21 protein-coding genes and 1 pseudogene are annotated in these 25,386 nt (G+C 71.5%); 15 read left to right on the forward strand and 7 right to left on the reverse strand.

Features of this window, described 5'->3' with window-relative positions:
• The first annotated feature begins 70 nt into the window (after positions 1–70).
• Positions 71–1,180, forward strand: a complete 1,110-nt coding sequence (locus tag BG482_RS08670; RefSeq protein ID WP_069768320.1) for a sugar ABC transporter substrate-binding protein — start codon at positions 71–73, stop codon at positions 1,178–1,180.
• 571 nt (positions 1,181–1,751) lie between these two features.
• Positions 1,752–2,759, forward strand: a pseudogene (locus BG482_RS08675) (LuxR C-terminal-related transcriptional regulator); the annotation flags it as partial.
• A gap of 199 nt (positions 2,760–2,958) precedes the next feature.
• Here BG482_RS08675 and BG482_RS08680 read toward each other — a convergent pair.
• Together BG482_RS08680 and BG482_RS08685 are read right to left on the reverse strand one after the other, a co-directional pair.
• A complete protein-coding gene (locus BG482_RS08680) occupies positions 2,959–3,996 on the reverse strand; it encodes a helix-turn-helix transcriptional regulator (RefSeq protein WP_069768321.1) in 1,038 nt (345 codons plus the stop codon).
• A gap of 37 nt (positions 3,997–4,033) precedes the next feature.
• On the reverse strand, positions 4,034–5,017 hold the full coding sequence (locus BG482_RS08685; RefSeq protein ID WP_079141685.1) for a helix-turn-helix transcriptional regulator: 984 nt from the start codon (positions 5,015–5,017) through the stop codon (positions 4,034–4,036).
• A 142-nt stretch (positions 5,018–5,159) separates the two neighbouring features.
• Between BG482_RS08685 and BG482_RS08690 the strand changes: the two genes are divergently transcribed.
• Entirely contained in the window at positions 5,160–5,435 is a 276-nt protein-coding gene (locus BG482_RS08690; protein ID WP_069768323.1) for a hypothetical protein, read from the forward strand.
• A complete protein-coding gene (locus tag BG482_RS08695; RefSeq protein ID WP_069768324.1) occupies positions 5,432–5,767 on the forward strand; it encodes a hypothetical protein in 336 nt (111 codons plus the stop codon). Before BG482_RS08690 ends, BG482_RS08695 begins: the two co-directional genes overlap by 4 nt.
• A 319-nt stretch (positions 5,768–6,086) precedes the next feature.
• Here BG482_RS08695 and BG482_RS08700 read toward each other — a convergent pair whose 3' ends face one another.
• Complete coding sequence (locus tag BG482_RS08700) at positions 6,087–6,500, reverse strand: pyridoxamine 5'-phosphate oxidase family protein (RefSeq protein ID WP_069768325.1); 414 nt, start codon at positions 6,498–6,500, stop codon at positions 6,087–6,089.
• Positions 6,501–6,619: 119 nt separating this feature from the next.
• Here BG482_RS08700 and clpB point away from each other — a divergent pair, with 119 nt between their 5' ends.
• Entirely contained in the window at positions 6,620–9,217 is a 2,598-nt protein-coding gene (gene clpB, locus BG482_RS08705) for an ATP-dependent chaperone ClpB (RefSeq protein WP_069768326.1), read from the forward strand.
• 196 nt (positions 9,218–9,413) lie between these two features.
• A complete protein-coding gene (locus BG482_RS08710) occupies positions 9,414–9,950 on the forward strand; it encodes a YbjN domain-containing protein (protein ID WP_069768327.1) in 537 nt (178 codons plus the stop codon).
• Between the two features lie 124 nt (positions 9,951–10,074).
• Here BG482_RS08710 and BG482_RS08715 read toward each other — a convergent pair whose 3' ends face one another.
• Positions 10,075–12,996 (reverse strand): GH59 galactosidase, encoded by a 2,922-nt coding sequence (locus tag BG482_RS08715; protein ID WP_256096307.1) that lies wholly within the window; start codon positions 12,994–12,996, stop codon positions 10,075–10,077.
• A 222-nt stretch (positions 12,997–13,218) separates the two neighbouring features.
• Here BG482_RS08715 and BG482_RS08720 point away from each other — a divergent pair, with 222 nt between their 5' ends.
• Positions 13,219–13,533 (forward strand): prevent-host-death family protein, encoded by a 315-nt coding sequence (locus BG482_RS08720; RefSeq protein WP_069768328.1) that lies wholly within the window; start codon positions 13,219–13,221, stop codon positions 13,531–13,533.
• A 323-nt stretch (positions 13,534–13,856) separates the two neighbouring features.
• Here BG482_RS08720 and BG482_RS08725 read toward each other — a convergent pair whose 3' ends face one another.
• Positions 13,857–14,807 (reverse strand): NADP-dependent oxidoreductase, encoded by a 951-nt coding sequence (locus BG482_RS08725; protein ID WP_069768482.1) that lies wholly within the window; start codon positions 14,805–14,807, stop codon positions 13,857–13,859.
• Between the two features lie 127 nt (positions 14,808–14,934).
• Here BG482_RS08725 and BG482_RS08730 point away from each other — a divergent pair, with 127 nt between their 5' ends.
• Complete coding sequence (locus BG482_RS08730; protein ID WP_069768329.1) at positions 14,935–15,807, forward strand: helix-turn-helix transcriptional regulator; 873 nt, start codon at positions 14,935–14,937, stop codon at positions 15,805–15,807.
• Positions 15,808–15,831: 24 nt separating this feature from the next.
• On the opposite strand, the gene BG482_RS08735 is transcribed toward BG482_RS08730, so the two are convergent.
• The gene (locus BG482_RS08735) at positions 15,832–17,031 is read right to left on the reverse strand and encodes a pyridoxal phosphate-dependent aminotransferase (RefSeq protein ID WP_069768330.1); all 1,200 of its coding nucleotides are present in this window, start codon (positions 17,029–17,031) and stop codon (positions 15,832–15,834) included.
• 281 nt (positions 17,032–17,312) lie between these two features.
• Positions 17,313–17,861 carry a DUF1062 domain-containing protein gene (locus tag BG482_RS08740; RefSeq protein ID WP_069768331.1) on the reverse strand — a complete coding sequence of 183 codons (549 nt, stop codon included), beginning with the start codon at positions 17,859–17,861 and terminating at the stop codon, positions 17,313–17,315.
• Positions 17,862–18,232: 371 nt separating this feature from the next.
• Here BG482_RS08740 and BG482_RS43845 point away from each other — a divergent pair, with 371 nt between their 5' ends.
• The 7 genes from BG482_RS43845 to fbaA all read left to right on the forward strand — a co-directional run bounded on the left by BG482_RS43845 (position 18,233) and on the right by fbaA (position 25,343).
• Complete coding sequence (locus BG482_RS43845; protein WP_069768332.1) at positions 18,233–18,535, forward strand: hypothetical protein; 303 nt, start codon at positions 18,233–18,235, stop codon at positions 18,533–18,535.
• A gap of 416 nt (positions 18,536–18,951) precedes the next feature.
• Positions 18,952–19,491 (forward strand): DUF2617 family protein, encoded by a 540-nt coding sequence (locus tag BG482_RS08750; protein WP_069768333.1) that lies wholly within the window; start codon positions 18,952–18,954, stop codon positions 19,489–19,491.
• Positions 19,492–19,572: 81 nt separating this feature from the next.
• Positions 19,573–21,207, forward strand: coding sequence for a polyamine aminopropyltransferase (locus BG482_RS08755; RefSeq protein WP_069768334.1), 1,635 nt, complete (start codon positions 19,573–19,575; stop codon positions 21,205–21,207).
• A gap of 154 nt (positions 21,208–21,361) precedes the next feature.
• Positions 21,362–22,423: an SRPBCC domain-containing protein gene (locus tag BG482_RS08760; protein WP_069768335.1), complete on the forward strand. Its 1,062-nt coding sequence runs from the start codon at positions 21,362–21,364 to the stop codon at positions 22,421–22,423.
• Between the two features lie 212 nt (positions 22,424–22,635).
• A complete protein-coding gene (locus BG482_RS08765) occupies positions 22,636–23,442 on the forward strand; it encodes an aldose epimerase (RefSeq protein WP_069768336.1) in 807 nt (268 codons plus the stop codon).
• A gap of 22 nt (positions 23,443–23,464) precedes the next feature.
• Positions 23,465–24,013, forward strand: a complete 549-nt coding sequence (gene pyrE / locus BG482_RS08770) for an orotate phosphoribosyltransferase (protein ID WP_069768337.1) — start codon at positions 23,465–23,467, stop codon at positions 24,011–24,013.
• A gap of 298 nt (positions 24,014–24,311) precedes the next feature.
• Entirely contained in the window at positions 24,312–25,343 is a 1,032-nt protein-coding gene (gene fbaA, locus BG482_RS08775) for a class II fructose-bisphosphate aldolase (protein ID WP_069768338.1), read from the forward strand.
• Positions 25,344–25,386: the final 43 nt, after the last annotated feature.

Raw genomic sequence — 25,386 nt, forward strand, 5'->3', positions numbered from 1 at the left:
ATGTCGCACCCATGTCCGTACTGCATCGATTGCACCGAATGCACCGAACGCACCTGAAGTGAGCCCCCGAATGCGTCGTATCGCCATAGCTGTGGTCGCCTCCACGATGTCCCTCTCGCTCGCCGGGTGCGGCATGCTCGGGGCTTCGGAGGACGGCGCCAGCGCGACACCGACCCGGAGTGACGACATCACGGTGGGTGTGCTGATGCCGGAGGAGACGAACACGCGGTACGCCGAGTTCGACTACCCCATCATCAAGCGGAAGGTCTCCGAACTCACCGACGGCAAGGGCAAGACCGAATACGCGAACGCCGCCGCGTCGACCGAGAAGCAGAACACCCAGATGCAGCGGATGATCGACGACAAGGTCGACATCATCCTGCTGGACGCGGTCGACGCGAAGGTCATCGCGCCCATGGTGCAGAAGGCCAAGGACGCCAACATCCCCGTCATCGCCTACGACCGTCTGGCCCAGGGGCCGATCGAGGGCTACGTCTCCTTCGACAACGAACTGGTCGGCGAGGTGCAGGGCCGCACCCTCGCGGAGGCCATCGGCACCGTCAGCCTCGCTGACAAGATCATCATGATGAACGGGTCGCCCACCGACCCCAACGCCGCGCAGTTCAAGCAGGGCGCGCTCAGCGAACTCAGCGGCCGGGTCACGATCGCCGAGTCGTACGACACCGACAAGTGGAGCCCGGAGGCCGCCCAGGCCAACATGACGAAGGCGATCGAGGCGGTCGGCAAGAAGAACATCGCCGGCGTCTACTCCGCCAACGACGCCATGGCCGGCGGCATCATCAAGGCCCTGGAGTCGGCAGGCGTCAGCGCCAACGACCTGCCCCCGATCACCGGCCAGGACGCGGAACTGGCGGCCGTGCAGCGCATCATCGCGGGCGAGCAGTACATGAGCGTCTACAAGCCGTACCCCGCCATGGCCGAGGCCGCCGCCCAGGCTGCCGTCGCCAAGGTCCAGGGCCGCGACCTCCAGTTCGACGCCCTCACCCGCGACAAGGTCGACAGCCCGACGACCAAGGGCATTCCGGCCAAGCTGGTGACCGTGGTCGCGCTGAAGAAGAACAACATCAAGCAGACCGTGGTCGCCGACGGCATCTACAAGATCTCCGACATCTGCACCGCCAAGTACAAGGCCGACTGCCAGGCGCTGAACATCTCCTGATCCCCGGCCCGACCCGCCGGCCCGACCCGCCGGCCCGACCCNCCCCCCCCCCCCGCCCGCCCCCCCCGCCCCCCCCCCCCGCCCCGCCCCGCCGGCCCGACCCGCCGGCGCGCCCGACCGGTCGCCGCCGCGCCGCCTGACGACGGCGGCGCGCGAGCGGATGTGAGGTGGCCCGCGCGGCCGTCGAGGGAACCGGCACGGTCCCCTCGACGGCCGCGCGCGGTTCCCCGGCGTCGCCGGTGCTCACCGGCGCCCCGTGCGCAGGCCGCGCACACCGCTGCCCACCGCCGACAGCCCGGAGCCCGGCCGGACTCCCCCGTGGCCCGGCCGGGTTGGTTCCGCTTGTTCCCGGGTGAAGAGGCCCCCGGGGGGTAAGCGGAACCAACCATGCACCCCGCGAAGGCCCCGCACCACCGTCAGCTTGTTGCAGTGCCGGGGGAGGAGGCCGGGAGGAACTCCCGCATACGAGTGGATTTCGACGGCCCTGGCCGGGGAAGCCGTGTTGCGGAGCCGGTCCGGGCCGCGCATAGTTGCGCTCCGGAAGAGGCGTACGGCGGGGGTGGGATGGGCGATGGCCGGGCACGGGACGGAGGAGCATCCACACGGTGCCGACCGACTGTGCGAGGCCGGGGATCGCGTGTATTCCCGGGCCGTACGACGCGGTCGAGTGGCGCGCACCGACGCCGAGCCGGTCCCGTGCCTGCTTGAGCTGGCCCTCCTGCACCCCGACCCCGACGACATGGACTGGCTGGTGCCGACCTCCCCGCAGGAGGTCATGACCCGGCTGCTGCGCGGCCTGCACGACGAGGTCAGCGCGAGCCAGCGCCGCGTGGGCTCCGCGGTCGCCGCCTTCGAGTGGTACGCGGGTCTGGGCGGGCCGGAGCGGGGGGCGACGACCGGCGAGGGCGCGGCGATCCGCGTCCTGGACGGCCCCTCCCGCATCCAGGCCGCGCTGGACGCGGCGACCGAGGCGTGCACCACCGAGGTCCTCACCGTGCAGCCCGGCGGCATCCGGCGTGAGCACGAGCTGTCGGAGGGCCTGCACCGCGCGCTGGAGCTGCGCGGCCGGGGCGTGCGCATGCGCGACCTGTACAACCACGTCGCCCGGCACGGCCAGGGCCTGCTCAACTACCTGGAGCTGATGGGCGACACGGTGGAGGCGCGCACGCTGGACGAGGTCATCGACCGGCTGATGCTCTTCGACCGCAAGGTCGCCTTCGTCCCGGCCAACGCCGACCGCACGATGGCCCTGGAGCTGCGGCACCCGGCCCTGGTCTCCTACCTGGTGACGGTCTTCGAGCGCCTGTGGCGGCTGGCGATCCCGCTCACCGCCCCGCTCCCCGACCCGCGCGTCGAGGGCGTCTCCCATCGCGAGCAGTCCATCGCCGCCCTGCTGGCGGAGGGCCACCAGGACGCGGTCATCGCCGAGCGCCTGGGCATCAGCGTCCGCACCTGCCGTGCGCACATCGCGCGCCTCTCGGAGACCCTGGGCGCGGCCAGTCGTACTCAGTTGGGGGTGCGGATCGCCCAGGTCGGCCTCGACCGGCCGTCCGACGAGGCGGTGCCGCAGACCACGGTGGACGTCCCGGCCCAGGGGGACTGCCCCGACATGCCCGCCGAGACGCCCGCCGGCACATCCGCAGAGACGTCCGCCGGCTCCGCCCCCGAGCCTGCCGCTGCGGCCGCCACAGCCCCAGCCACCGCCTCCGCCCCTGTCTCCGCCGGGGCCCCGGCCTCTACCGCGGCCCCGGCCTCTACCGCCGCCTCCGCCTCCGCAGCTACCCCTGCCCCTGCCCCTGCCCCGGGCCCTGCTCCGGCGTCCGGCGCTGTTCCTGGTCAAGGATCCCCGACTGCCCGATGAGATAGCCGAGTTGGGCGCGGCTCTCGCTGCCGAGGGTGGCGGCCAGCTTGGCGATGTGGACGCGGGCGGTGCGGATGTTCATGCCGAGCCGGTCGGCGATGACGGCGTCCGTGTGCCCCTCGACGAGGAGGGCGGCGATGGCCTGCTGCCGGGGGGTGACGCCGCCCCTGGACGGGCGCTGGACGGCCTGCGGGTACATCGGGGTGGCCAGCCGCCAGAGCCGGTCGAAGGTGGTCGTGAAGTACGTCAGGAGGGCCGGGTGGCGGACCTCCAGGGCGAGCCGGCCGTCCTCGCCGGCGGGGATGAAGGCGACGGCGCCGTCGATGGCGATGAGACGGTCGGTGACCTCGTCGAGGGTGCGGGCCTGCGCGTCGCCCCGCAGCTGTTCGTAGCGGGCCAGGACGAGGGGCTGGTGGCGCTGGGTGTGCTGGTAGAGGGTGCGGATGCGGCAGCCCCGGTCGAGCAGGGCCTGGTCGCGGGCCATGGCGACGGCGTGGGCCGTCTCGCCGCGCGGTCCGCTGTAGTGCACGTGGGGCTGGACGCAGAGCACCTCGGTGGCCGCCTCGGACGTCGCCTCGGTGATGGCCTCGTTGATGCGCTCCGTGCCGCTGAGGAGCCGCAGGGAGACGGGCTCGGCGGTGGCCGTGCGGGCGCCGGTGATCCGCATGAGGGGCTCGAACAGTGACGCCAGCCGCTCCTCGCGGCGCCGTTCCTCGGCGATGCGCGCGCCCGAGGAGCGCAGCAGCCGGTGCAGGACGAGGGCCGGGGCCACGGGCTCCAGCTGGGCCACGTCGTCCACGACCGGGTGCAGGAGACCGATGGACAGCAGGCAGGGAGCAGTCGTCTCGGCGTCCTCGGTCTTGACGCGCCCGTCGTGCAGGGCCTGCTCGTAGAGGTGCAGGCCCGCGGTGCACAGGTCCTCCACGCCGTGGTGGGGATGCGGCGGCGCGTTCACTGCGTTCCTCCCTGTCGTTCTTCGTTCTCCGGGCGGGTCAGGGCTCCTGCTTGAGGATCCCCGACTGGGCTATGAGGAAGCCGAGTTGGGCGCGGCTGCCACTGCCCAGGGCGGTGGCGAGCTTGGCGATGTGGGCTCGGCAGGTCCGCACGTTCATGCCCAGCCGGCGGGCTATCGCCTCGTCGACGTGCCCCTCGACGAGCAGCTTGGCGATGGAGTGCTGGATCTCGGTGATGCCGTCGGGCGCGGTCTCGTAGGGGGCGCCGGTGGCGAGCGGGACGGCACGGCCCCACATGAACTCGAAGACCTTGATCAGGTAGCGGACCAGTCCCGGGTGCCGTAGTTCGAGGGCGACCTGGCCGTCGTCCCGGGTGGGGATGAAGGCCACGGTCTCGTCGCAGATGATCAGCCGCTCCACGAGTTCGTCGATGGTGCGGTACTCCACCTTGCCCTCGGTGAACTGGGAGACGTAGGCCAGTGTCTCGGGGCTGTAGCGGGCGGTGTGCTGGTAGAGCGTCCGGATGCGGCAGCCGCGGTCGATGAGCGGTCTGTCGCGCTCCAGTCCCTGGACGAGGGTGTGCTCCAGGCGGCGGCGGCTCGGCTGGACGGTGAGCATCTCGCTCTGGCACTGCGAGGTGGCCAGATCGAGGGCGGCGTTGATCCGGTCGATGCCCTCCAGCACCGTGATCGAGTGTGTGGTCGGCGTCGGCTGGGCGCTGAGGGTCATGAACGGCTCGAAAGCGTCGGCGAGTTCCACCGAGAGCCGTCTGCGTCGGGTGATCTCGCGTTCGATCGGGTTGAGCAGCTGGGACAGGGCGATCGACGGGGGTACCGGGCGCAGCCAGTTCGCGTCGTCGGGGTCCGCGTGGAGCAGGGCGAACTCCATCAGACACGGAGCGGGCTCCACGTCCGCACGGGCTATGCGGCCCGTCCGAAGTGCGTTCCCGTAGAGACGGCGACCTTCCTCGCACAGCTCAGTCGACGCATGAGGATGTGTCTGCTTTGTCTCATTTTTCGTCAAATCTCCACCCCCCAGGGTCCTGAACGTGCAGGAGCATGATGCATCGATTGTGTGGCCATGACGTGCCCGAATGGGCCATCGTCGTAGTCGACGGGGGAGAGGTGACCTTCAAATGAGGACGAAGCCGACTATGCATAAGAGAATGCTTCGCTCGGCGCTTGCCGCCGCCTTCTCCGCAGCGCTCGCCTTCGGAGCGCTGAGCGGTCTTGCGGGCACGACGGCCGACGCGGCGCGTGACAGCACGTGGAGCCCGGGCGTCGACACGGTCGCCGTGGCCGGCGACAGCACGTGGGTCGCCCCCCGGGACAGCACCTGGGTCGTCACCGCGGCAGGCGTGCCGGGCGACAGCACCTGGGTCGCGCCCGCCGACAGCACCTGGGTCGCCCCGGCCGACAGCACGTGGGTCGCCGAGTCATGACCACGCCACCCGACGACCGCTCCTTCCGCCGTGAAATGGCGACCGCCTACCGCTCCGGCTGGCACTTCATCGACCTGGTCACCGCCATCCCCCACAGTGGTGACTCGTTGATGGTGACCGTGTTCGGCGAGCCGGTGGTCGTGACGCGCGACGAGGACGAGGACGTACGGGCCTACCGGTGCCTGCGCAAGCCCCGCGGGGCGCCGCAGCCCGTGCGCTGTGCCATCCGGTACGGAATGATCTTTGTGAATCTGGACCAGCGGGACCACAGGCTCGTCGAGCCCGAGGCCCCGCCCCTGAAGACCATCTCAGCCACCCCCCGCAGTGCCTGACGCGATTCCCCCGTCGTAACAGATCGCTCAGGCGCTTCCCCCCGCAGCGGCGTCACCGTGACCTGAACACGGTGACGCCGCTGCAGTTTGCGGGGACATTTCCGGTTATGTTGCTGGTTGAGCGTTGGCCGGAAATCGACGGGAGCGAATCCGGTCAACTGACCCGCTCGTGTCGCTCGCGCGCCTCACGGTTCCCTCACAGCTCCCCTACAACTCCCCCGGCGATCCCTCACGGGCCGGTCCGGGCTGCACGGGCCTCGGGAGCCGCGCGAGCCGCACGGGCCTCAGGCGTCCGGCAGGTCTCGCGGGCCTTCGAGGCTCAACCCCGCCCCATCGCCCGGGTCAGCTCGATCTCGATCACCACGCGCGTGGGGTTGGGGCCGGGCGTGCGCCCGTAGCGCACCGCATACCGCCGCACGGCGTCCGCGACCCGCTCCGGCTCCGAGCGGACGAACGCCCGCCCCTCCAGGGTGGCCCAGCGGCCGCCGTCCACCTGGCACACCGCGACCCGGGCGCCGTCCGGGCCCGCGGCCAGGACGTTGACCGCCTTGCGGCTGGCCCTGTCGGTGATGACCCGGGCCAGCCGGCTCTCGGGCTCGTACGTCACGCCGACCGGAACGACGTGCGGACTGCCGTCCGGGCGTGGTGTGGTCAGTGTGCACAGATGGCGTTCCTGCCAGAAGGCGAGATACGACGCGTCAGGGGCGCCCGGGTCCTGCGGGTATGCGGCCATGGTCGGAACTTAGTGCGCCGGAAGGACCCCGCGCACACCTTGAGCGGAATAGACTCAACTTTGTGTACGCTGACAGAGTCAGTACGGGAGAGCGCTGACGCAAGGAGGAGACAGCGAACGTGGACGCCGAGCTGACCAACCGGAGCCGGGACGCGATCAACGCGGCCAGCAGCAGGGCCGTGTCCCAGGGGCACGCCGACCTCACCCCCGCCCACCTGCTGCTGGCACTGCTGCAGGGTCAGGACAACGAGAACATCACCGACCTGCTGGCCGCGGTGGACGCCGACCAGGCGGCCGTCCGGGCCGGCGCCGACAAGGTGCTCGGCTCGCTGCCCAGCGTGACCGGGTCGACCGTCGCGCCCCCGCAGCCCAACCGCGACATGCTGGCCGTCGTCGCCGACGCGCAGAGCCGCGCCGGCGACCTCGGGGACGAGTACCTGTCCACCGAGCACCTGCTGCTCGGCATCGCCGCCAAGGGCGGCCCGGCCGCCGAGGTGCTCACCCGGCAGGGCGCCACCCCGGAGAAGCTGCAGCAGGCCTTCCGCAAGGCCCGCGGCGGACGCCGGGTGACCAGCGCCGACCCCGAGGGCCAGTACAAGGCCCTGGAGAAGTTCGGGACCGACTTCACGGCCGCCGCCCGCGAGGGCAAGCTCGATCCGGTCATCGGCCGGGACACCGAGATCCGGCGGGTCGTGCAGGTGCTGTCCCGCCGCACCAAGAACAACCCGGTCCTCATCGGCGAGCCCGGCGTCGGCAAGACGGCCGTCGTCGAGGGGCTCGCCCAGCGCATCGTCAAGGGCGACGTGCCCGAGTCCCTCAAGGACAAGCGGCTCGTCGCGCTCGACCTCGGCGCGATGGTCGCCGGGGCGAAGTACCGCGGTGAGTTCGAGGAGCGGCTGAAGACCGTCCTGGCCGAGATCAAGAACTCCGACGGCCAGATCATCACCTTCATCGACGAACTGCACACGGTCGTCGGCGCGGGCGCGGGCGGCGACTCCGCGATGGACGCCGGCAACATGCTCAAGCCGATGCTGGCGCGCGGCGAACTGCGCATGGTCGGCGCGACGACGCTCGACGAGTACCGGGAGCGGATCGAGAAGGACCCGGCGCTGGAGCGGCGCTTCCAGCAGGTCCTGGTGGCCGAGCCGACCGTCGAGGACACCATCGCCATCCTGCGCGGTCTCAAGGGCCGCTACGAGGCCCACCACAAGGTGCAGATCGCGGACGCCGCCCTGGTCGCCGCCGCGACCCTCTCCGACCGCTACATCACCTCCCGCTTCCTCCCCGACAAGGCCATCGACCTCGTCGACGAGGCGGCCTCCCGCCTGCGCATGGAGATCGACTCCTCCCCGGTCGAGATCGACGAGCTCCAGCGCTCCGTCGACCGCCTGAAGATGGAGGAGCTGGCCCTCAGCAAGGAGACCGACGCCGCCTCCCGCGAGCGCCTGGAGAAGCTGCGCCGCGACCTCGCGGACCGGGAGGAGGAGCTGCGGGGCCTGACCGCCCGCTGGGAGAAGGAGAAGCAGTCCCTGAACCGGGTCGGCGAGCTGAAGGAGAAGCTCGACGACCTGCGCGGCCAGGCCGAGCGGGCCCAGCGTGACGGCGACTTCGACACCGCCAGCAAGCTGCTGTACGGCGAGATCCCGACCCTGGAGCGCGACCTGGAGGCCGCGTCCGAGGCGGAGGAGGAGGCCGCGAAGGACACCATGGTCAAGGAGGAGGTCGGCTCGGACGACATCGCCGACGTCGTGGCCTCCTGGACCGGCATCCCGGCCGGCCGCCTCCTCGAGGGCGAGACGCAGAAACTGCTGCGCATGGAGGACGAGCTGGGCAAGCGGCTCATCGGCCAGGCGCAGGCGGTCCAGGCGGTCTCCGACGCCGTGCGGCGCTCGCGCGCGGGCATCGCCGACCCCGACCGGCCGACCGGCTCCTTCCTCTTCCTCGGCCCGACCGGCGTCGGCAAGACCGAACTGGCCAAGGCCCTCGCCGACTTCCTTTTCGACGACGAGCGGGCCATGATCCGCATCGACATGTCGGAGTACGGCGAGAAGCACAGCGTCGCCCGTCTGGTCGGCGCGCCTCCCGGCTACGTCGGCTACGAGGAGGGCGGCCAGCTCACCGAGGCGGTGCGCAGGCGGCCGTACAGCGTGGTCCTGCTGGACGAGGTGGAGAAGGCGCACCCGGAGGTCTTCGACGTCCTGCTCCAGGTCCTCGACGACGGCCGGCTCACCGACGGCCAGGGCCGCACGGTCGACTTCCGCAACACGATCCTGGTGCTGACGTCCAATCTGGGCAGCCAGTACCTCGTCGACCCGGTGTCCACCGAGGCGGAGAAGAAGGAACAGGTCCTGGAGGTGGTGCGGGCCTCCTTCAAGCCCGAGTTCCTCAACCGGCTCGACGACCTGGTGGTGTTCTCGGCCCTGAACAAGGAGGAGCTCCGCCGGATCGCCCGCCTCCAGATCGACCGCCTCGCCAAGCGGCTCGCCGAGCGCCGGCTCACCCTGGAGATCACCGACGCGGCCCTCGCCTGGCTCGCCGACGAGGGCAACGACCCGGCGTACGGCGCCCGGCCGCTGCGCCGGCTGGTCCAGACGGCCATCGGCGACCGGCTCGCCAAGGAGATCCTGGCGGGCGAGGTCAAGGACGGAGACACGGTCCGGGTGGACGCGTTCGGCGACGGTCTGATCGTCGGCCCCACGACCGGCAAGACGCTGTAGACGGGCACCCGCGCCACCCGCGGGGCCGCCCGTCCCGCTTCGCCCGTCCGCCCTGCGATCCCCCTCCGCCCGCGGCCGTCCCTTGGTGCAACAGGCCGGATCCTGTCAGCTCAGGGCTGACAGGGACCGGCGGGGGTTGCCACCCCCCTCCCCGCATGGGGGAGGATGGCGGGATCCGTACGAAGGGAAAAACACGGTGACCATCGACCCGTCCTCGATTCCGAATTTCGGGGGCCAGCCCGAGCCGCAGCCCCAGGGTGGACCGGCGGGCCCCGTCGTCCCGGATCAGGATCTCGTGAAGCAGCTCCTCGACCAGATGGAGCTGAAGTACGTCGTCGACGACGAGGGAGACCTCGCGGCGCCGTGGGAGGAGTTCCGCACCTACTTCATGTTCCGCGGCGAGGGCGACCAGGCGGTCTACTCGGTGCGGACGTTCTACGACCGGGCCCACAAGATCGGCGACAAGGTCCAGCTTCTCGAGTCGATCGACGACTGGAACCGGCGCACCCTGTGGCCCAAGGTCTACACGCACACCCATGACGACGGCACCGTCCGCCTCATCGGCGAGGCGCAGCTGCTGATCGGCGCCGGCGTCAACATCGAGCTGTTCGTCTCCTCGACGGTGAGCTGGGTGCGCGCGGCCATGGAGTTCGACAAGTGGCTGGTGGAGCAGCTGGGCCTGGAGTCCGAGGTCGACGACGCGGAGACCAAGTCCGAGGAGGACGACGAGTAGGTCCCGAAGACCTGCACGCGCCCCCCACGCCGAGAGGCGCCCGCCCACACCCTGTGGACGGGCGCCTCTCGCGTTCGGTCAGTCCGCCGACGCCTCCGGCCCGGTCGCCGCGCCCGCGGAGGCGTCACGGCTCACCAGTCGCCCGTACGCCGCCGCCAGCCTGTGCGCGATCTGCTCGGCCCCGATCGTGTCGAGGCCCCTCTGCCCGGTCAACGCGGCCTGGGCGGCCGAGCGCGCGGTGGCGAACAGCGCCCACGAGTCGGCCGTGTAGTCGTCCTGCACCGGGCTGCCGATCTCCTTCAGGGCGCTCCGGATCGGTGTCGTGTCCACGCTGCCGCGCACCTGGTCGGAGAGGGCGTTGAACGCGTCGAGCACGATCTTCCCGGACGTGAGGACGAATTTCGCCGTGTGGGGGGAGTCCCGCAGACCGCAGACCGCGGAGCGCGTACGTCGCCAGGCGCTTGTCGGTGGCGGCGGTCTTCGCGTCCTCGGCGATCAGCCTGCCGTCGACGTACACGTCGAACACGGCGCTGCCGTCGTTGCCGCCGATGACGTCGATGCCCGTACCGGAGAACGGGACGGTGACCGACGAGCCGGGGCGGGTGCTCGTCGACGTCGACCGGTACCAGTCCATCGCGTCGCCGAGCGCGGCCTTCCTGCTCCAGGCGCCGTCGTAGACGACCGAGCCGTCCATGTTGTCGATCTGCGCGCCGGCGTACGGGGTGTACCCGCTGAGCTTTTCGATCTTCAGGTTGTCGAAGGCCGTCCGGTGGAAGTCGGTGCCGAGTTTGACCCGGCCCTCGGTCTCCGGAGTGGGGTCGTCGTACGTGTGGACGGCCCGTCCGTCGACGAGGGCCGTGACCTTTGCGCCCTTCGCCTCGACGGCGAGGCGGTAGGCGCCGGCCGGCGCGACCGTGCCCGTTGCGAGCGCCGTGCCGTACTCGTAGAAGGTCCAGACGCCGTTCGGGCCGATGCGCAGGCTGTAGGCGGCGTCGCCGATGCCCATGCCCTTCTGCTGGCGCACGCCCAGGACGGCGAGTCCGCCGGCGGGGTCGGGGAAGGACACGTCGACCGTGGCCCGGTAGTTCTCCCAGCGGAAGTCGCCGACCGTCGTACTCGGCGTGTTCGGGTTCCAGGCGCCGGTGTCCTTCATGGACTGGTCCATGTACTGGTACAGCACGTTGTCGCCGCTCGCGTCCTTGCCGACCTCCCAGGCGCCCGTCTGGTCGACCATGTAGCGAGGCTGGTTGCCGCGCGACGCCAGGTAGGACCGGGACTCCTTGCGGGAGCCGTTGCGCGTGCCGACCGTGACCCGGCCCTCCTCCCGGTAGCCGAAGTCGTCGGCGTAGAGCACGCCGTCACGGGTGTCGTGCCTCTTGCCGGCCGCGTCGGTGTCCAGCACCGTGCGGTCCCCGGACGCGGGCAGCCGCTGCCCGGTCTCGCGGTCGTGGCTCTTGTCGAGCGTCGTGAGGGTCGTGATGGACCTCGGCGCGACCGTGTACGTGTAGTAGCCGTCGGCGTCCGGCCGGATCCGGTCCACGAGGTGCTTGAAGTTCGCGTCGTAGGCCTGGCCCGCGTCCGCGGCCCGGGTCTCCCAGGCCTCCATGGCCGGATCGGAGCCGAGGCGCATGTGCTCGGCCTTGATCCGGTACGTCCTGGTGCGGTCGCTGTCGTTGACGACGACCGTGGAGAAGTCCTTCTTTCCGGGGTCCGCCAGCGTCATGTAACTCGGCGCCCCGTTGGAGCCGTCGACGTTCTCGGTGCCGCTCACCCCGCTGTAACTGGCCTCCGGCACGGTACGCCAGATGCCCGCGGTGTTCGTGTCGTTCTCCCAGCCGGTCGTCGCGAACTGGGTGAACTGCTGCATCACGTAGAGGGCCGCGTCGTAGTGGAGATAGCCCGACCAGGGATCGCGCGCGCTGACGAGTTCCTTGTGGCTGTACTGCGCGCCTTCGTAGAAGGACCCGATCGCCGGCTGGAAGATGTAGTGCGTCCTCTTGGAGTTCGCGTAACTCTTGACGAGACGGTTGGCGAGGTCGAGGGCGCTCTGCACGCCCCCGATGCCGGTGCTCGCCCCGTTGGGGCCCTCGGTGTTGCCGACGCGGTAGTCGGTGTAGCCGAACGAGGCGGTTCCTTCGCTGTACCAGACCTCTTTGTCGGCGTCGTACTTGTTCCTGCCCGTCGCCAGCTTGGTGTAGGGCTGGTAGGTGGGGCTGTCGGCGGCGCCCTCGCGCCGGTCCTCGGTGGTGTAGTGGTAGCCCACCGCGTCGACGATTCCGAAGAGTTGCTCGTCGGTGAGCATCGACGGCCCGATGTTCAGGGTGTTGTTCTCGTCAGAGGCGATGATCCTGAGGCCGTGGTAGGCCTCCGCGGCCTTCTTCTGCCGCCCGGCCGGGATTCCGTAGCGCGGGTTCGCGAAGTCGGTGTCGTCGACGACCGCGTTCTTGAACCACTTGATGAAGGAGATGTCGGGAGTACGCGTCTCGTTGTTGTCCGGATCGACGTAGTCGACCATGTATCCGTACTTCTCGTACGCGTCGAGAATCGTTTCCTTGTACCACCGGTACATCTCGTCCTCGCCGGTGCCTTTGTTCCACTCCTGCTGGACCCATTGGGGCATGGCCCAGCGCAGGACCGAGACCTTGAGCGCCGGGTCGACCGTCTTGGCGTCGGCGGCCAGCTGGAACCCGGGGGAGCGGGAGACGTCGGCGAGCTCGTCCGCCGTGCGCATGGTCGCCGGATCCGCTCCGGTCGACGTGTTCGTGTCGGTGCCCATCTCGATCTTGACATGGTTGATCAGCGGGTGCCGCCCGCCGAACAGGACCTTGATCAGCTGCCAGTACCGGCCGGGGTGCTCCGCCTTGTAGTCCATCAGCAGGTTGCTCGTGCTGTTGCAGCTGAGCAGGCCGAGGCCCTTGTAGGTCAGGCCGTTCACGTTGTCGGCGTGAACGTCGTCTCCGTCGACGACGACGTTCACGGGATCGTCCGCGGCGTAGGCGGCGGGTGCGCTGACCACTCCTGCCGCCAGTGCCACGGTGGTCGCCATGGCAAGCGAGATCCGTACGAGTCTTCGCTGTGCGCGCATTCCGCCTCGACTCCCTCTGGACGCCAAGCAGTTCGACATGACGGCAGGTGTCCGTGATGCCGGTGGGGAACGTAGGTGGTAACCGCTTTCTACGTCAATCCCCTTGCGGAGGAAGGGAGATGGGGCGGGCCCGGGCGTGCGGCACGTGGGCGCAGGATCGGCGGAGCGAGCTGCTTGGCCCGCATGTCCTCGCGGAAGGCGGCGAAGTGGCTGTCGGGGAGCGCCGGCACCTCGGCGATCTTGCTCGCGCCGCCCGAGGTCTTCCCGTGGGTGCGCCACCTGGAGGCCGAGGAAGTCCGGGAATTCACTGTCGAGCTTCTGGAAGCGCTGTCCGACGCCGCTGAACCGGGTGCCAGGGAGGCTGTGCACCGAGCGATCGTCTCGTGGCGGGCCACCGCCCGCATCGACGCTGCCCCTGAGCCTGACCCTGACCGGCTCAGGGAAGCGCTCCGTCCGCTCGGCGGCGTCGACCTCGGCCCGGCCGAGGCGCAGGAGTGAGCCCGAAGAAAGCGATCGGGTCGGCCTCCCTCCGCTGAGCGGCTGGAACGTCATCCACGGGACGACGCAGGCCGCGACCGCCTGGGAGGAGCTCTGCCGGGTGGCGTCGCCGAACGCCCATCGGTGCCTGGAGGCCCTATGTCAGGAACTGCTTCGCCGAACGTACGGCCGTGACCAGGTCCGGGGTGATGTGACCCAGGCGACGCCGTATTCACACACGTGCCTGCTTGCCGAGGGATTCCACGCTCCGTTGATCGGCCAACCGGCCGACACCGAGGCCCCGACGCTGCTCGACGCCCTGTGCGACTGCGACCGGCGTGGCCTCAGCCGGAGACGGCGACCACATGCTTGCCCATGACACCGCCCCGCTCGAAGGCTCGGTGCGCCGAAGCGATGTCCGCGAGCGGATACACGCCCTCCACCACGGGCCGCAGCGCGCCGGAGGAGACGTGGTCGGCCAGCGCGCGCAGCACGTCGGGTTCGGGGTTGGCACTGAAGGTGCGGATGCGGCGGGCGCCGTGCACGCTGGACGCCGCGATCGCGGCGATGGCGGCGCCCGACAGCGCGACGGTGACCATTCGGCCGCCCTTGGTCAGCCGGCTCCGGAAGCAGTTCAGCTCGGAGCCGACCGTGTCGATGACGACGTCGTACGATCCGGTCTGCTCCGGGGCGGTGTCGACATAGTCGATGACCTTGTCCGCGCCCAGCTGCTCAAGGGCCTTGGCATGACGGTGACGGGCCAGCGCGGTGACGTGGCCGCCCATCGCGTACGCCAGTTGTACGGCGGCCGTGCCGACCCCGCCCGCCGCGCCGCGCACCAGGACCCGTTCGCCCTTCTCCAGCCGCACGGAGTCCCGCAGTGCGATCAGCGCCGTAGCGCCCCCGACGACCAGGGAGGCCGCGTCCACCGACGAGATGCCCCCCGGGGCGGGGGAGATGCGGCCGGCGGGGACCACGACGTACTCGGCCGCCCCGGCCGTCGCGTGCTTCTCACGGGGATGCACCATGCCCCACACCCGGTCCCCGGCCCGGTGGTCCTGTACTTCGGCACCGGTCTCGACGACGACACCGGCGAAGTCCAGCCCCACACCGATGGGGAACCTGCGTCCCGACACCATGCGCAACCCACCGGCGCGGACGATCACATCGTGTCCGTTCACGCTGGACGCCTCGACGGACACCAGCACCTCACCCGGGCCGGGAGCGGGCCTCTCGACGTCGTTGACGCGCAGGACGTCCGGTGCACCGAAGCTGGTGATCTGAGCGGCCTTCATGGGGTGTTCCATGGGGTGTTCCTTCCGCGGCGGACTGTCGGGGAACTGATCCTGGGACCTGTTCGCGACATCTCGGTAGGTCTGCCGGACCCACCCTCGCGGGCAACGCCCGGGTCATACTGCTGCGATGGCAGACGATCCCCGACATGAACTGGCCGACTTCCTGCGGACCCGCCGGACCCGCCTGCTCCCACAGGACGTCGGCCTGGAACCAGGTCCGCGCCGGCGCATAGCCGGACTACGACGCGAGGAACTGGCCCTGCTGGCCGGGGTGAGCACGGACTACTACCAGCGCATGGAGCAGGGGCGCGACGTGCGGCCCTCCGAACAGGTCCTCGACGCCATAGCCCGTGCGCTGAACTTCTCCGCCGAGGAGTCCCGGCACCTGCACAGTCTCGCCGCCGCCGCGCGCACTCCCGCCCGGCCGCCGCGACGGTACGAGCCGGAGGAAGTCCCGGCCGGCACGCTGCGGATGATGCGCGGGATGACTACGCCCGCGATGGTCGTCGGCCGCTTCCTCGACGTACTGGCATGGAACGCGCCGGCAGGGCTTCTGCTGGGCGAGTTCACCGAACTACCCCAGGCCGAGCGGAATTTGCTCGGTCTGCTGCTGCATCCGGAGGCCGACCAGGTGTGCCCGGAACGGGTGGCCACCGTCGCCGAACTGACCGCGATGCTGCGTACCCAGATCGCCGCCGATCCGGGCCACCGGCGCGGCGTCGAACTCGTCGGGGAACTCGCCGTCCGCAGTGACGAGTTCGCGACGCTGTGGGCCCGCCACGACGTCGAGGAAACCACGCGCGGCCGGATGCGGGTCAACCACCCGCTGGTCGGGGAGCTGAACCTGGACTGGGACGCCTACCCGATGCCCGGTGCCCCCGGCCCGGTGCTCATCGCCTGCACCACCGAGGAAGGCGGCCCTGACGCCGAACGGCTCCAACTGCTCCCGGGCCTGCTCACCGCACCCCGCCCGGCATCGGAGGCCGCCCGGCAGCGCTGACGCGCGCTTTCCGTTCGAGTGCCGTCAGTGTGCGAATGCCTTGCGGAGTCGTTCCGCCGCGTCCGCCAGTACCTCGGCGCGTTTGCAGAACGCGAACCGGACGTATGGCGCGCCGGCCTCCTTGTGGTCGTAGAAGACGGCGTTGGGGATGGCGACGACGCCCGCCCGCTCAGGCAGGGCGCGGCAGAAGGCGAGGCCGTCGCTCTCGCCGAGGGGCCGGATGTCGGCGGTGACGAAGTAGGTGCCGGTCGGCCGGAAGACGGTGAAGCCGGCGTCGGTGAGGCCCGCGCTGAGCAGGTCCCGCTTGGCGCGCAGGTCGTCGCGGAAGGCCGTGAAATAGGCGTCGGGCAGGCGCAGGGCCTCGGCGACCGCGTACTGGAAGGGCCCGGAGGCGACGTACGTCAGGAATTGCTTGGCGGAACGCACCGCGCTCACCAGTCCCGCGGTTCCGGTGATCCAGCCGACCTTCCAGCCGGTGAAGGAGAACGTCTTGCCGGCCGAGCCGATCGTGACCGTGCGCTCGCGCATCCCGGGCAGCGTGGCCAGCGGCACGTGCTCGGCGTCGTCGAAGACCAGGTGCTCGTACACCTCGTCGGTCACCACCAGCAGGTCCCGCTCCACCGCCAGCTCGGCGATCGCCGTCAGCTCCTCGCGGGTGAGGACCGTGCCGGTCGGGTTGTGCGGGGTGTTGATCAGCAGCAGCCGGGTGCGGTCCGTGACCGCGTCGCGCAGCTCGTCCAGGTCGAGGCGGAAACGGGCCCGCTCGGGGTCCGGGCGCAGGGTCACCGGCACGCGCGCGGCGCCGGCCATGGCGATGCAGGCGGCGTAGGAGTCGTAGTACGGCTCCAGGGCGATCACCTCGTCGCCGGGCTCCAGCAGGGCGAGGAGCGTGGCGGCGATGGCCTCCGTCGCGCCCGCGGTGACCAGGACCTCCGTGTCCGGGTCGAAGGCCAGGCCGTAGCGGCGGCGCTGGTGGTCGACGATCGCCGCGCGCAGCTCGGGGACGCCCGGACCCGGCGGGTACTGGTTGCCGCGTCCGTCCCGCAGCGCCCGCACGGCCGCCTCGCGGATCTCCTCGGGGCCGTCCGTGTCGGGGAACCCCTGGCCCAGATTGATCGCGCCGGTCGCCGTCGCGAGGGCGGACATCTCGGCGAAGATCGTCGTCCCGAACTCGGCGAGGCGGCGGTTGAGGAAGGGGCGCTCGGTGGAGGTCATGGGCGTCATCCTGCGCCGAAGCCCGGCGGTTCCTCAACCTCACCGGTCCGGCCGGGACGCCGTGTTCCGCCGGGTCCCGTCCGGCACGACCGGCCGGACGGGCCCCGGCGTCCGAGCAGGACTCAGCGCCTGGGGAAGGGCTCAGAGCCCGGGGAAGGGCTCAGCGCCGGGGAAGGGCTCCGGCGCACCGAAGTCTCCGTGCGCACCGAAGGTCTCGGCGCGTACCGAAGAGCTCAGTGCTTGACGAAGAGCTCAGTGCTTGACGACGGGCCCAGTGCTCGACCACGGGCTCAGCGCTTGAGCGTGAAGGTGAAGTCGTCGGAGAGCCTGCCGCTCAACCGGACCGCCGACACGAGACGACCCTCCGCGGTCAGCCTCTCGGCCTCGGCCCGTGACAGAGCGCAGCCCTCGGCGATCAGCCGCACCGGCCGGACCGGTATCCGCGCCGCGAAGCAGACCGAGACCTCGATCGCCTCGCGGTCCAGATCCCCCGGTCCGCCGGTGTCGAGACGCCAGGCGCCGTCCCAGTCGAGGGCGATGCGGTTACGGCGTCGCACGACCGGATCCCGGAGCAACTCGGCGGCGAGAACGGGGTCGTTGTCGTGGAGCCGGTCCAGCAGCTCGGGCCGTACGGAGCGCACGTTCGTCCGCTCCAGGACCGTGAGCTTCGCGGTGTCCCCGCACACCGTGCAGAGCACGAGGAGCCAGGCGTCGATGAGCTTGTGGTGGGCGTTGACGCGGAACTTGCCGTCCGCCCGGAAGCGTTCGGACGCGCAGGCATGGCAACGGCGGAGGACGAGCGGGAGGCAGGTGGGCATGACCACCCAGTTTTCGAGCACAGAAGCACACCGGTTTCAGTGAGAAGTCCGCAGCAAGAAGCAGCGCGGCGCACAGATGCGACGCGCGACGAATCAGCTCTCGGGAGGTCTCACACGGTGTACAACGGCACGTCCTTGCCCCGACGACTTCGGCCGGCAGCACGGTAGCGACGCGCAGCGACGCCGCTCCACTGGTTTTCCCGTCCGCCCACCACCCCTGACCTGCCCCTCTGTGCAGGTCAGGGGCTTTTTATGGAGGGAACCCTCTGAAGTTCCTCAACTCTGCTTTCGGCGGTGAGGCAGGCGGGCATCCCCCGTTCACGTGGCGCTCAGGCACCGCGCGAGGCGCCCACGGGGGGTTGCTTCGGGGGACTCGGAAGGAGGGTGACGCCATGGTCTTCGGCATCATCCTGGCGGTGATCGCGATCGTGCTCGTGGCGGCTCTGCTCGCCAACGCCCGTACGGGCGGCGCCGCGAAGTCGCGCCGCGGCGGCCGCTCGCGTGGCGCGTCCGGCGGCGGGGCCGCGGCCGGCGGCTGGTGGGCCGGCGGGGGAGACGGCGGCTCCGGCGGGGGCCACCACGGGGGGCATCACGGAGGCCACTCCTGCGGCGGAGGCCACTCCTGCGGAGGCGGGTCCTCCTGCGGGGGCGGTTCCTCCTGCGGAGGAGGCGGCGGATGCGGCGGAGGCAGCTGACACGGGGCAGCTGAGCTCCCCGCGGGGGAAGCCGCATCCGGACCGCGGGGCCCGCCACCGACCACGGGCCCCGCGGTCGCCCCGCGCCGAGGACGGCCGAGGCGTGTACCCGGGTCCGGGCCTTTCATGTGGGGCGTGTGGGCGCACGACGCATCGCTCGGCGCACGCCATAGTTGAACAATTGAGCTGTGTAGCCCCCCGAGGGATGGAAACCCGGCGAAGTTGGGTAAAAACGCTGTGGCGGCTCCACAGTTCATGATTCCCTCTAAACCACGACGCAGCCCCTCGGACCCTCTTCGGACGTCCCGAGCAAACGACACTCCCAGACCGGGCTGACCCGGGGCCGTCTCCCGGTGTCGTCCTGGGTGCGCCGGACCCACCTCCTCATCTTTTTTGCTTCTCCGCGGAGCCGACCCATGCTCACGACCCTGAACACCTCCTACACCGACACGCGCGCGGCCGATCTCGCCTGGGCCCTGGGGCGAGAGCCGCTGCCCGCCCTCGCCACCCTCGACCTCGAACTGTCCGCAGCCAAGCTGCAGTTGAGATTGCTCGGCGCCTCGCACCAGGTGCTGCTGGAGGAGGCGCAGGGCTGTTGCTCGGAGACGGTGGCCTGCATCGCCGGCAGCAGCACGCCCCTCCCGCTCGGCGTCGCCAAGCGGGTGGGCGACTGGGAGTACGAGTTCGCGGCGCGCGTCGAGGTGCTCTCGCCGGGCCAGTTCGCGGGCCGCGCGCAGGAACTCCTGGCCCTCGTCTCCGAACACCCGCACGGCCTGGCCGGCGTTTTCCCGGGCAGTCCGCACGCCTTCACCGCGCTGCTCGCCCAACGGCAGGAGGGCCAGGTGCACTGGCGCACCTGGCACGCCTACCCGCAGGACGGCCAGTTGGTGGCGACACGCACCAGAGTCGGCATCCGGGCACGCTCGGGTGACCCAGTGCCGTTGACGGCGACCTAAACGCACAGAGCCGCAAACAGTCCCGAATTCCACACGTGTGGGTGACGAAGGGTGCCCGCACCGTAACGTAACGTCGCAGTCGTGATCGAAGCGCACGCACCAGCCCCACCCGGCGCCCCGCCGTCCTGGCGGGGCCCCGCGCGGCTCCCCGTCCGGCCGGACACCGGGCGGTTCCTGGTCCTCGCGTGCGTCTTCGTCTGCGCCGCCTGCGGTCTCGTCTACGAACTCGAACTCGTCGCGCTCGCCTCCTACCTGATGGGCGATTCCGTCACCCAGGCCTCCGTCGTGCTGTCCGTCATGGTCTTCGCGATGGGCATCGGCTCGCTCGCCGCCAAACGGCTGCGCCGGTTCGCCGCGGCCGGCTTCGGCGCGCTCGAGGCGACGCTCGCGCTGGTCGGCGGCTGCAGCGCCATGGCCCTGTACGCGGTGTTCGCCTGGACGGGGGCCTGGGGCGGCCTGTGGGCCAACGGCCCCCGTGTCCTGCTCGTCGCGTTCTCCCTCGCCATCGGCCTGCTCATCGGCGCCGAGGTGCCCCTGCTCATGGAGCTCATCCAGCGCATCCGTCGCCAGGACGCGGGCGGTGCGGTGGCCGACCTGTTCGCCGCGGACTACGTGGGCGCGCTGGTGGGCGGGCTCGCCTTTCCGTTCCTGTTGCTGCCGTTCCTGGGCCAGTTGACGAGCTCGCTGCTGACCGGCGCCGTCAACGTCGTGGCGGGGGCCGCCCTGGTGCTCGGGCTGTTCCGCCGCGACCTCACCTGCCGGGCCCGCTGCCTCCTGCTCGTCGCCAACGTCACCGTCCTCGGCGTCCTCGCCACCGCCGCCGTCCTCGTCGACGACTTCGAACGGGCGTCGCAGCAGGCGGTCTACGGCGACGACGTACGGGTGGCGGTGCGGACCGGCGTCCAGGAGATCGTTCTCACGGGCGGCGCCGGCGGCCGGCCCCTCGACCTCTATCTCGACGGCCGTCTGCGCGTCGGCGGCCGCGAGGAGCGGCGCTATCACGAGGCGCTGGTGCACCCCGCGATGAACGGCCCCCACGCGCGCGTGCTGATCCTCGGCGGCGGCGACGGCCTGGCCGCCCGTGAGGCCCTCGCCCATCCCGGCGTCCGCCGCGTCGACGTCGTCGACCTCGACCCCGGCCTGGTCCGGCTGGCCCGCACCGACCCGGCGCTGTCCGGCCTCAACGGCCACGCCTACCGCGACCCGCGCGTCCACGTCACCGCCGCGGACGCCTTCCAGTGGCTGCGCGAGGCGTCCGCGGCGACGTACGACGTGGTCGTGGCGGACCTGCCCGACCCGGGCATCACGGCCAGCACCAAGCTGTACTCCCAGGAGTTCTTCGGTCTCGCCCGGCGCGCCCTGACCCCCGGCGGCCGCCTCGTGGTGCACGCGGGCCCGGTCGCGACCCGGCCGCGCGTGTTCTGGACGGTGGAGGCCACCCTGCGCGCGGCCGGCCTGCGCACCGCTCCCTACCGGGTGGACGGCCGGGCCACCGGCTTCACCGCGGGCCCCGACCGCACCACCGACGTCACCCGCGCGCCCCGCGACTGGGGCTTCGTCCTGGCCGCCGCCGCCCGCCCACCGCTGCTCCTCGACCCGCACGCCCGCCCCCTGCGCACCCTGACCCAGGCGGCTCTGACGGCGGACGCGCGGGCGGCGGAGGTCACGCGGGTGACGGGAGAACGGGCCTCCACGCTGGTGCATCCCCGCTACTGACGTGCCGCGACCCGCCGCCCCCGCCCCGTACGGCACGGGGGCGAGGAGACCCGGGCGGGCGGCGGGCGCGTGCCTACCACCGGCCGGAGCGCGGCGCGGCCGAATCCGGTTTCACCGGGTGCTTTCCCGTACATGCTGGGTAGGCTCCGCACTCATGGAGCATGAGGTGTTCGTTCCGGTTCCGGCCGAGCGGCTGACGGCGGCCCTCGCCGATCCCGCGCAGGTGGCCCGGGCGGTCCCCGGCCTTCAGCAGGACGCCGGCACCGAGCCCGTGGCGGGGCGGCTGAAGGTGCGCGTCGGCGGCCACACCATCACCTATCGGGGCGCCGTACGCGTCTCGGCGCGCGAGGACGGCGGCTACGCCGTGGAAGGCGACGCGACCGAGGTCCGGGGCGGCGGTTCCGTGAAACTCGCTCTCACGCTGCGGCTGCGCGACGCCGACGGCGGGGCGACGCTCCGCTTCGAGGGGACGGCCTCCGCGGACGGCCGGGTCACGGAGCTTGCGCCGGAGGCGGTCGACTCGGCGGTCGCCCGCCTGCTGAACCGCTTCGCGGGCAACCTGGGCGCGGGGACGGCGCAGACGGCGCAGACGGCCGAGGACGTGCCGAGCGCCGGGACCACGGCAGCCGACGCCGAAGGCGGGGCCGGGGCGGCGGGCCGCGGCGAGACGGACGAGGCCGTCGCCGACACCCGTGACGCCGATGACGCCGATGACGCCGATGACGCCGATCACGCCGATCACGCCGATGACGCCGGCGACGCGGGCGGCCTGGAGGCGCAGAAGAGTTCCGACGCCCACGACGCCCTCGACGCTGCGGACGACCTGGTCGAACAGGACGGCCCGGACGACGCGGAGAGCACGGACGACTCGGGCGTTCTGGACGAGGCCGGTGCCCTCGACGACGCCGGCGACCTGGACGACGTCGACGAACCCGCCGCTCATGAGGGCGTCTTCGAGGCGGAGGTGCCCCCGTCGGAGCTGGACGGCCTCGCCGGTCCCGGAGAGCCGCCCGCCGAGGCCGCGCACGCGCGCCGCACGATGATCGGCCGCAGTGCGGAGGAGGTGGACCACGCTCCGCCGCGCGGACGCTACGCACCGGTCCCGGCCCCGCAGACCGTCCTGCCGAACAGCACGCTGCGCTGGGCGGCTCCGGCGGCCGCGCTGGTGGTCGCGTCGGTGATCGTGGTCGGCCGCGCCCTGCGCCGGCGAGGCTGACGGCCGGCAGCCGACGGCGACCGGCCGGCGGCCTCCCGCCAACCTTGGCCTCCCGCCCGACCCCGGCCTCCGCCGACGCCCCCCCCCGCCTCCGCCGACGCCCCCCGGCCTCCGCCGATCCCGGCCTCCGCCGCCCCCGGTCCGGCTTCCCGCCGACGCTCCCCGCCCCCCTGCTCCGCGGTGCCTCCGTCCCGCCCCAGTAGGGTCGTCCCGTGAGTGACGAAGACATCACGCTGACCGCGGGTGACGCGGAGGTGACCGTGCAGCCGGGCAACGGCGGCCGGGTCGGTGGGCTGCGGGTCGGCGGGCTCGAACTGCTGCGCCAGGGCGAGCGGTTCGGCTGCTTCCCGATGGTCCCCTGGTGCGGCCGGATCCGCGACGGACGCTTCCGGGACGGCGCGACCGTGCGCCAGATGCCGCTCAACGCCGCCCCGAACGCCATCCACGGGACCGCCCGCGACGGCGCCTGGAAGGTCGCGCGGCACACGGCGGACGAGGTGGTGCTGACGTACGCGCTGGTGGAGCCCTGGCCCTACCCGGGCCTGGTCACCCAGGTGATCACGCTGGCCCAGGACGAGCTGCGGATCGCGATGTCCGTGGAGGCCCACGACTCGTCGTTCCCGGCGCAGATCGGCTGGCACCCGTGGTTCAACCGGACCCTCGCCGGGCGGGACGGCCGCGACGGCCAGGACGTGCTGGTCTCCTTCGAGCCGGCCTGGCAGGAGGAGCGCGGCGACGACCACCTGCCGACCGGCAACCGCGTCGCCCCGAAGCCCGGCCCCTGGGACGACTGCTTCGGCATGCCCGGCGGCATCGACGTCACCCTCACCTGGCCCGGGCAGCTGGAGCTGAAGGTGACCAGCCGCGAGGAGTGGGTCGTCGTCTACGACGAGCAGGAGGCGGCCGTGTGCGTGGAGCCGCAGACCGGGCCGCCGGACGGGCTGAACACGCTTCCGCGCCTGGTCACCCCGCTGGAGCCGCTGGAGGCGGCGACCACCTGGTCGTGGACCCGCCTCTGAGCGCCGCCTCTAAGCTGAGGGCATGACGGACACTCGCGGCGCGCTGCTGCAGCAGATCAAGGACAAGGCCGTGGTGCACGGCAAGGTGACCCTGTCGTCGGGTCTGGAGGCGGACTACTACGTCGACCTCCGCCGCGTCACCCTCGACGGGGAGGCCGCCCCGCTCGTCGGCCAGGTGCTGCTCGACCTGACCGCCGAGCTGGAGTTCGACGCCGTCGGCGGCCTCACGATGGGCGCCGACCCCGTCGCCGGCGCCATGCTGCACGCGGCCGCCGCGCGCGGGCGCAGGCTGGACGCGTTCGTCGTGCGCAAGGCCGCGAAGGCGCACGGGCTGCAGCGACGGGTGGAGGGCCCGGAGATCAAGGGCCGCCGGGTCCTCGTCGTGGAGGACACCTCGACCACCGGCGGATCGCCGCTCACCGCCGTGGAGGCGGTGCGCGAGGCGGGCGCGGAGGTGGTGGCCGTGGCGACCATCGTGGACCGGGCCACCGGCGCCGACCAGAAGATCCGCGAGGGCGCGGGGGTGCCCTACCTGTTCGCCTTCTCCAAGGACGAGCTGGGTCTGGACTGACCGGCCCGTACACCGGCCTGTTCACCCGCCCGTCCACCGGCCTGTTCACCCGCGCGTCCACCGGCCCGTCCACCGGCCCGTCCACCGGCCTGTTCACCCGCGCGTCCACCGGCCCGTCCACCGGCCCGTCCACCGGCCGGTCCTCGCCTCGCCTGGCCGGCTCCGACCAGTACGCGGACCAGGCATGGACCATTCGCGCATCTCTGGAAAGATGGCCCCGACGACGACGTCGAACCCAAGGTCTAGGTCAGGGCCGTAGCACGCATATCGTCAACCCGCACAATCAAGGAGCGGACAGATGCCCATCGCAACCCCCGAGGTCTACAACGAGATGCTCGACCGGGCGAAGGCAGGCAAGTTCGCCTACCCGGCCATCAACGTCACCTCGACGCAGACCCTGCACGCGGCGCTGCGCGGCTTCGCCGAGGCGGAGAGCGACGGCATCATCCAGATCTCCACGGGTGGCGCCGAGTTCCTGGGCGGCCAGTACAGCAAGGACATGGTGACGGGTTCGGTCGCCCTCGCCGAGTTCGCGCACATCGTCGCCGAGAAGTACCCGGTGACCGTCGCGCTGCACACGGACCACTGCCCGAAGGACAAGCTGGACGGGTACGTGCGTCCGCTGCTCGCGGTCTCCGAGGAGCGCGTGAAGGCGGGCCGCAACCCGCTGTTCCAGTCGCACATGTGGGACGGCTCCGCCGAGACCCTCGCCGACAACCTCGCCATCGCGCAGGAGCTGCTCGCCCGCGCCGCCGCCGCGAAGATCATCCTCGAGGTGGAGATCACCCCGACCGGCGGCGAGGAGGACGGCGTCTCGCACGAGATCAACGACTCCCTGTACACGACGGTCGACGACGCGGTGCGCACCGTCGAGGCGCTCGGTCTCGGCGAGAAGGGCCGCTACCTGCTGGCCGCGTCCTTCGGCAACGTCCACGGCGTGTACAAGCCGGGCAACGTGGTGCTCCGCCCCGACCTGCTCAAGGAGCTGAACGAGGGCGTCGCCGCGAAGTACGGCAAGCCGGCCGGCTCGCAGCCGTTCGACTTCGTCTTCCACGGCGGCTCCGGATCCACCGCGGAGGAGATCGCGACCGCGCTGGACAACGGCGTCGTCAAGATGAACCTCGACACGGACACGCAGTACGCCTTCACGCGGCCCGTCGCCGACCACATGTTCCGGAACTACGACGGTGTCCTGAAGGTCGACGGCGAGGTCGGCTCCAAGAAGACGTACGACCCGCGGACCTGGGGCAAGCTGGCCGAGGCGGGCATGGCCGCGCGCGTCGTCGAGGCCACGCAGCACCTGCGTTCGGCGGGCCAGAAGATCAAGTAGGCCGTGCGGGGGCTGTCGGCCCCCAGAGGTATTACGGGTATGA

The sequence above is a fragment of the Streptomyces sp. LUP30 genome (assembly GCF_001746365.1).
Taxonomy (GTDB): domain Bacteria; phylum Actinomycetota; class Actinomycetes; order Streptomycetales; family Streptomycetaceae; genus Streptomyces.

What these genes read in the sequence shown, in the direction of transcription:
- BG482_RS08670 (WP_069768320.1), top strand. Translation starts at nt 71, where the DNA reads ATGCGTCGTATCGCCATAGCTGTGGTCGCCTCCACGATGTCCCTCTCG.
- BG482_RS08690 (WP_069768323.1), top strand. Translation starts at nt 5,160, where the DNA reads ATGCTTCGCTCGGCGCTTGCCGCCGCCTTCTCCGCAGCGCTCGCCTTC.
- BG482_RS08695 (WP_069768324.1), top strand. Translation starts at nt 5,432, where the DNA reads ATGACCACGCCACCCGACGACCGCTCCTTCCGCCGTGAAATGGCGACC.
- BG482_RS08700 (WP_069768325.1), bottom strand. Translation starts at nt 6,500, where the DNA reads ATGGCCGCATACCCGCAGGACCCGGGCGCCCCTGACGCGTCGTATCTC.
- BG482_RS08715 (WP_256096307.1), bottom strand. Translation starts at nt 12,996, where the DNA reads ATGGCGACCACCGTGGCACTGGCGGCAGGAGTGGTCAGCGCACCCGCC.
- BG482_RS08720 (WP_069768328.1), top strand. Translation starts at nt 13,219, where the DNA reads ATGTCCTCGCGGAAGGCGGCGAAGTGGCTGTCGGGGAGCGCCGGCACC.
- BG482_RS08725 (WP_069768482.1), bottom strand. Translation starts at nt 14,807, where the DNA reads ATGAAGGCCGCTCAGATCACCAGCTTCGGTGCACCGGACGTCCTGCGC.
- BG482_RS08730 (WP_069768329.1), top strand. Translation starts at nt 14,935, where the DNA reads ATGGCAGACGATCCCCGACATGAACTGGCCGACTTCCTGCGGACCCGC.
- BG482_RS08735 (WP_069768330.1), bottom strand. Translation starts at nt 17,031, where the DNA reads ATGACGCCCATGACCTCCACCGAGCGCCCCTTCCTCAACCGCCGCCTC.
- BG482_RS43845 (WP_069768332.1), top strand. Translation starts at nt 18,233, where the DNA reads ATGGTCTTCGGCATCATCCTGGCGGTGATCGCGATCGTGCTCGTGGCG.
- BG482_RS08750 (WP_069768333.1), top strand. Translation starts at nt 18,952, where the DNA reads ATGCTCACGACCCTGAACACCTCCTACACCGACACGCGCGCGGCCGAT.
- BG482_RS08760 (WP_069768335.1), top strand. Translation starts at nt 21,362, where the DNA reads ATGGAGCATGAGGTGTTCGTTCCGGTTCCGGCCGAGCGGCTGACGGCG.
- pyrE (WP_069768337.1), top strand. Translation starts at nt 23,465, where the DNA reads ATGACGGACACTCGCGGCGCGCTGCTGCAGCAGATCAAGGACAAGGCC.
- fbaA (WP_069768338.1), top strand. Translation starts at nt 24,312, where the DNA reads ATGCCCATCGCAACCCCCGAGGTCTACAACGAGATGCTCGACCGGGCG.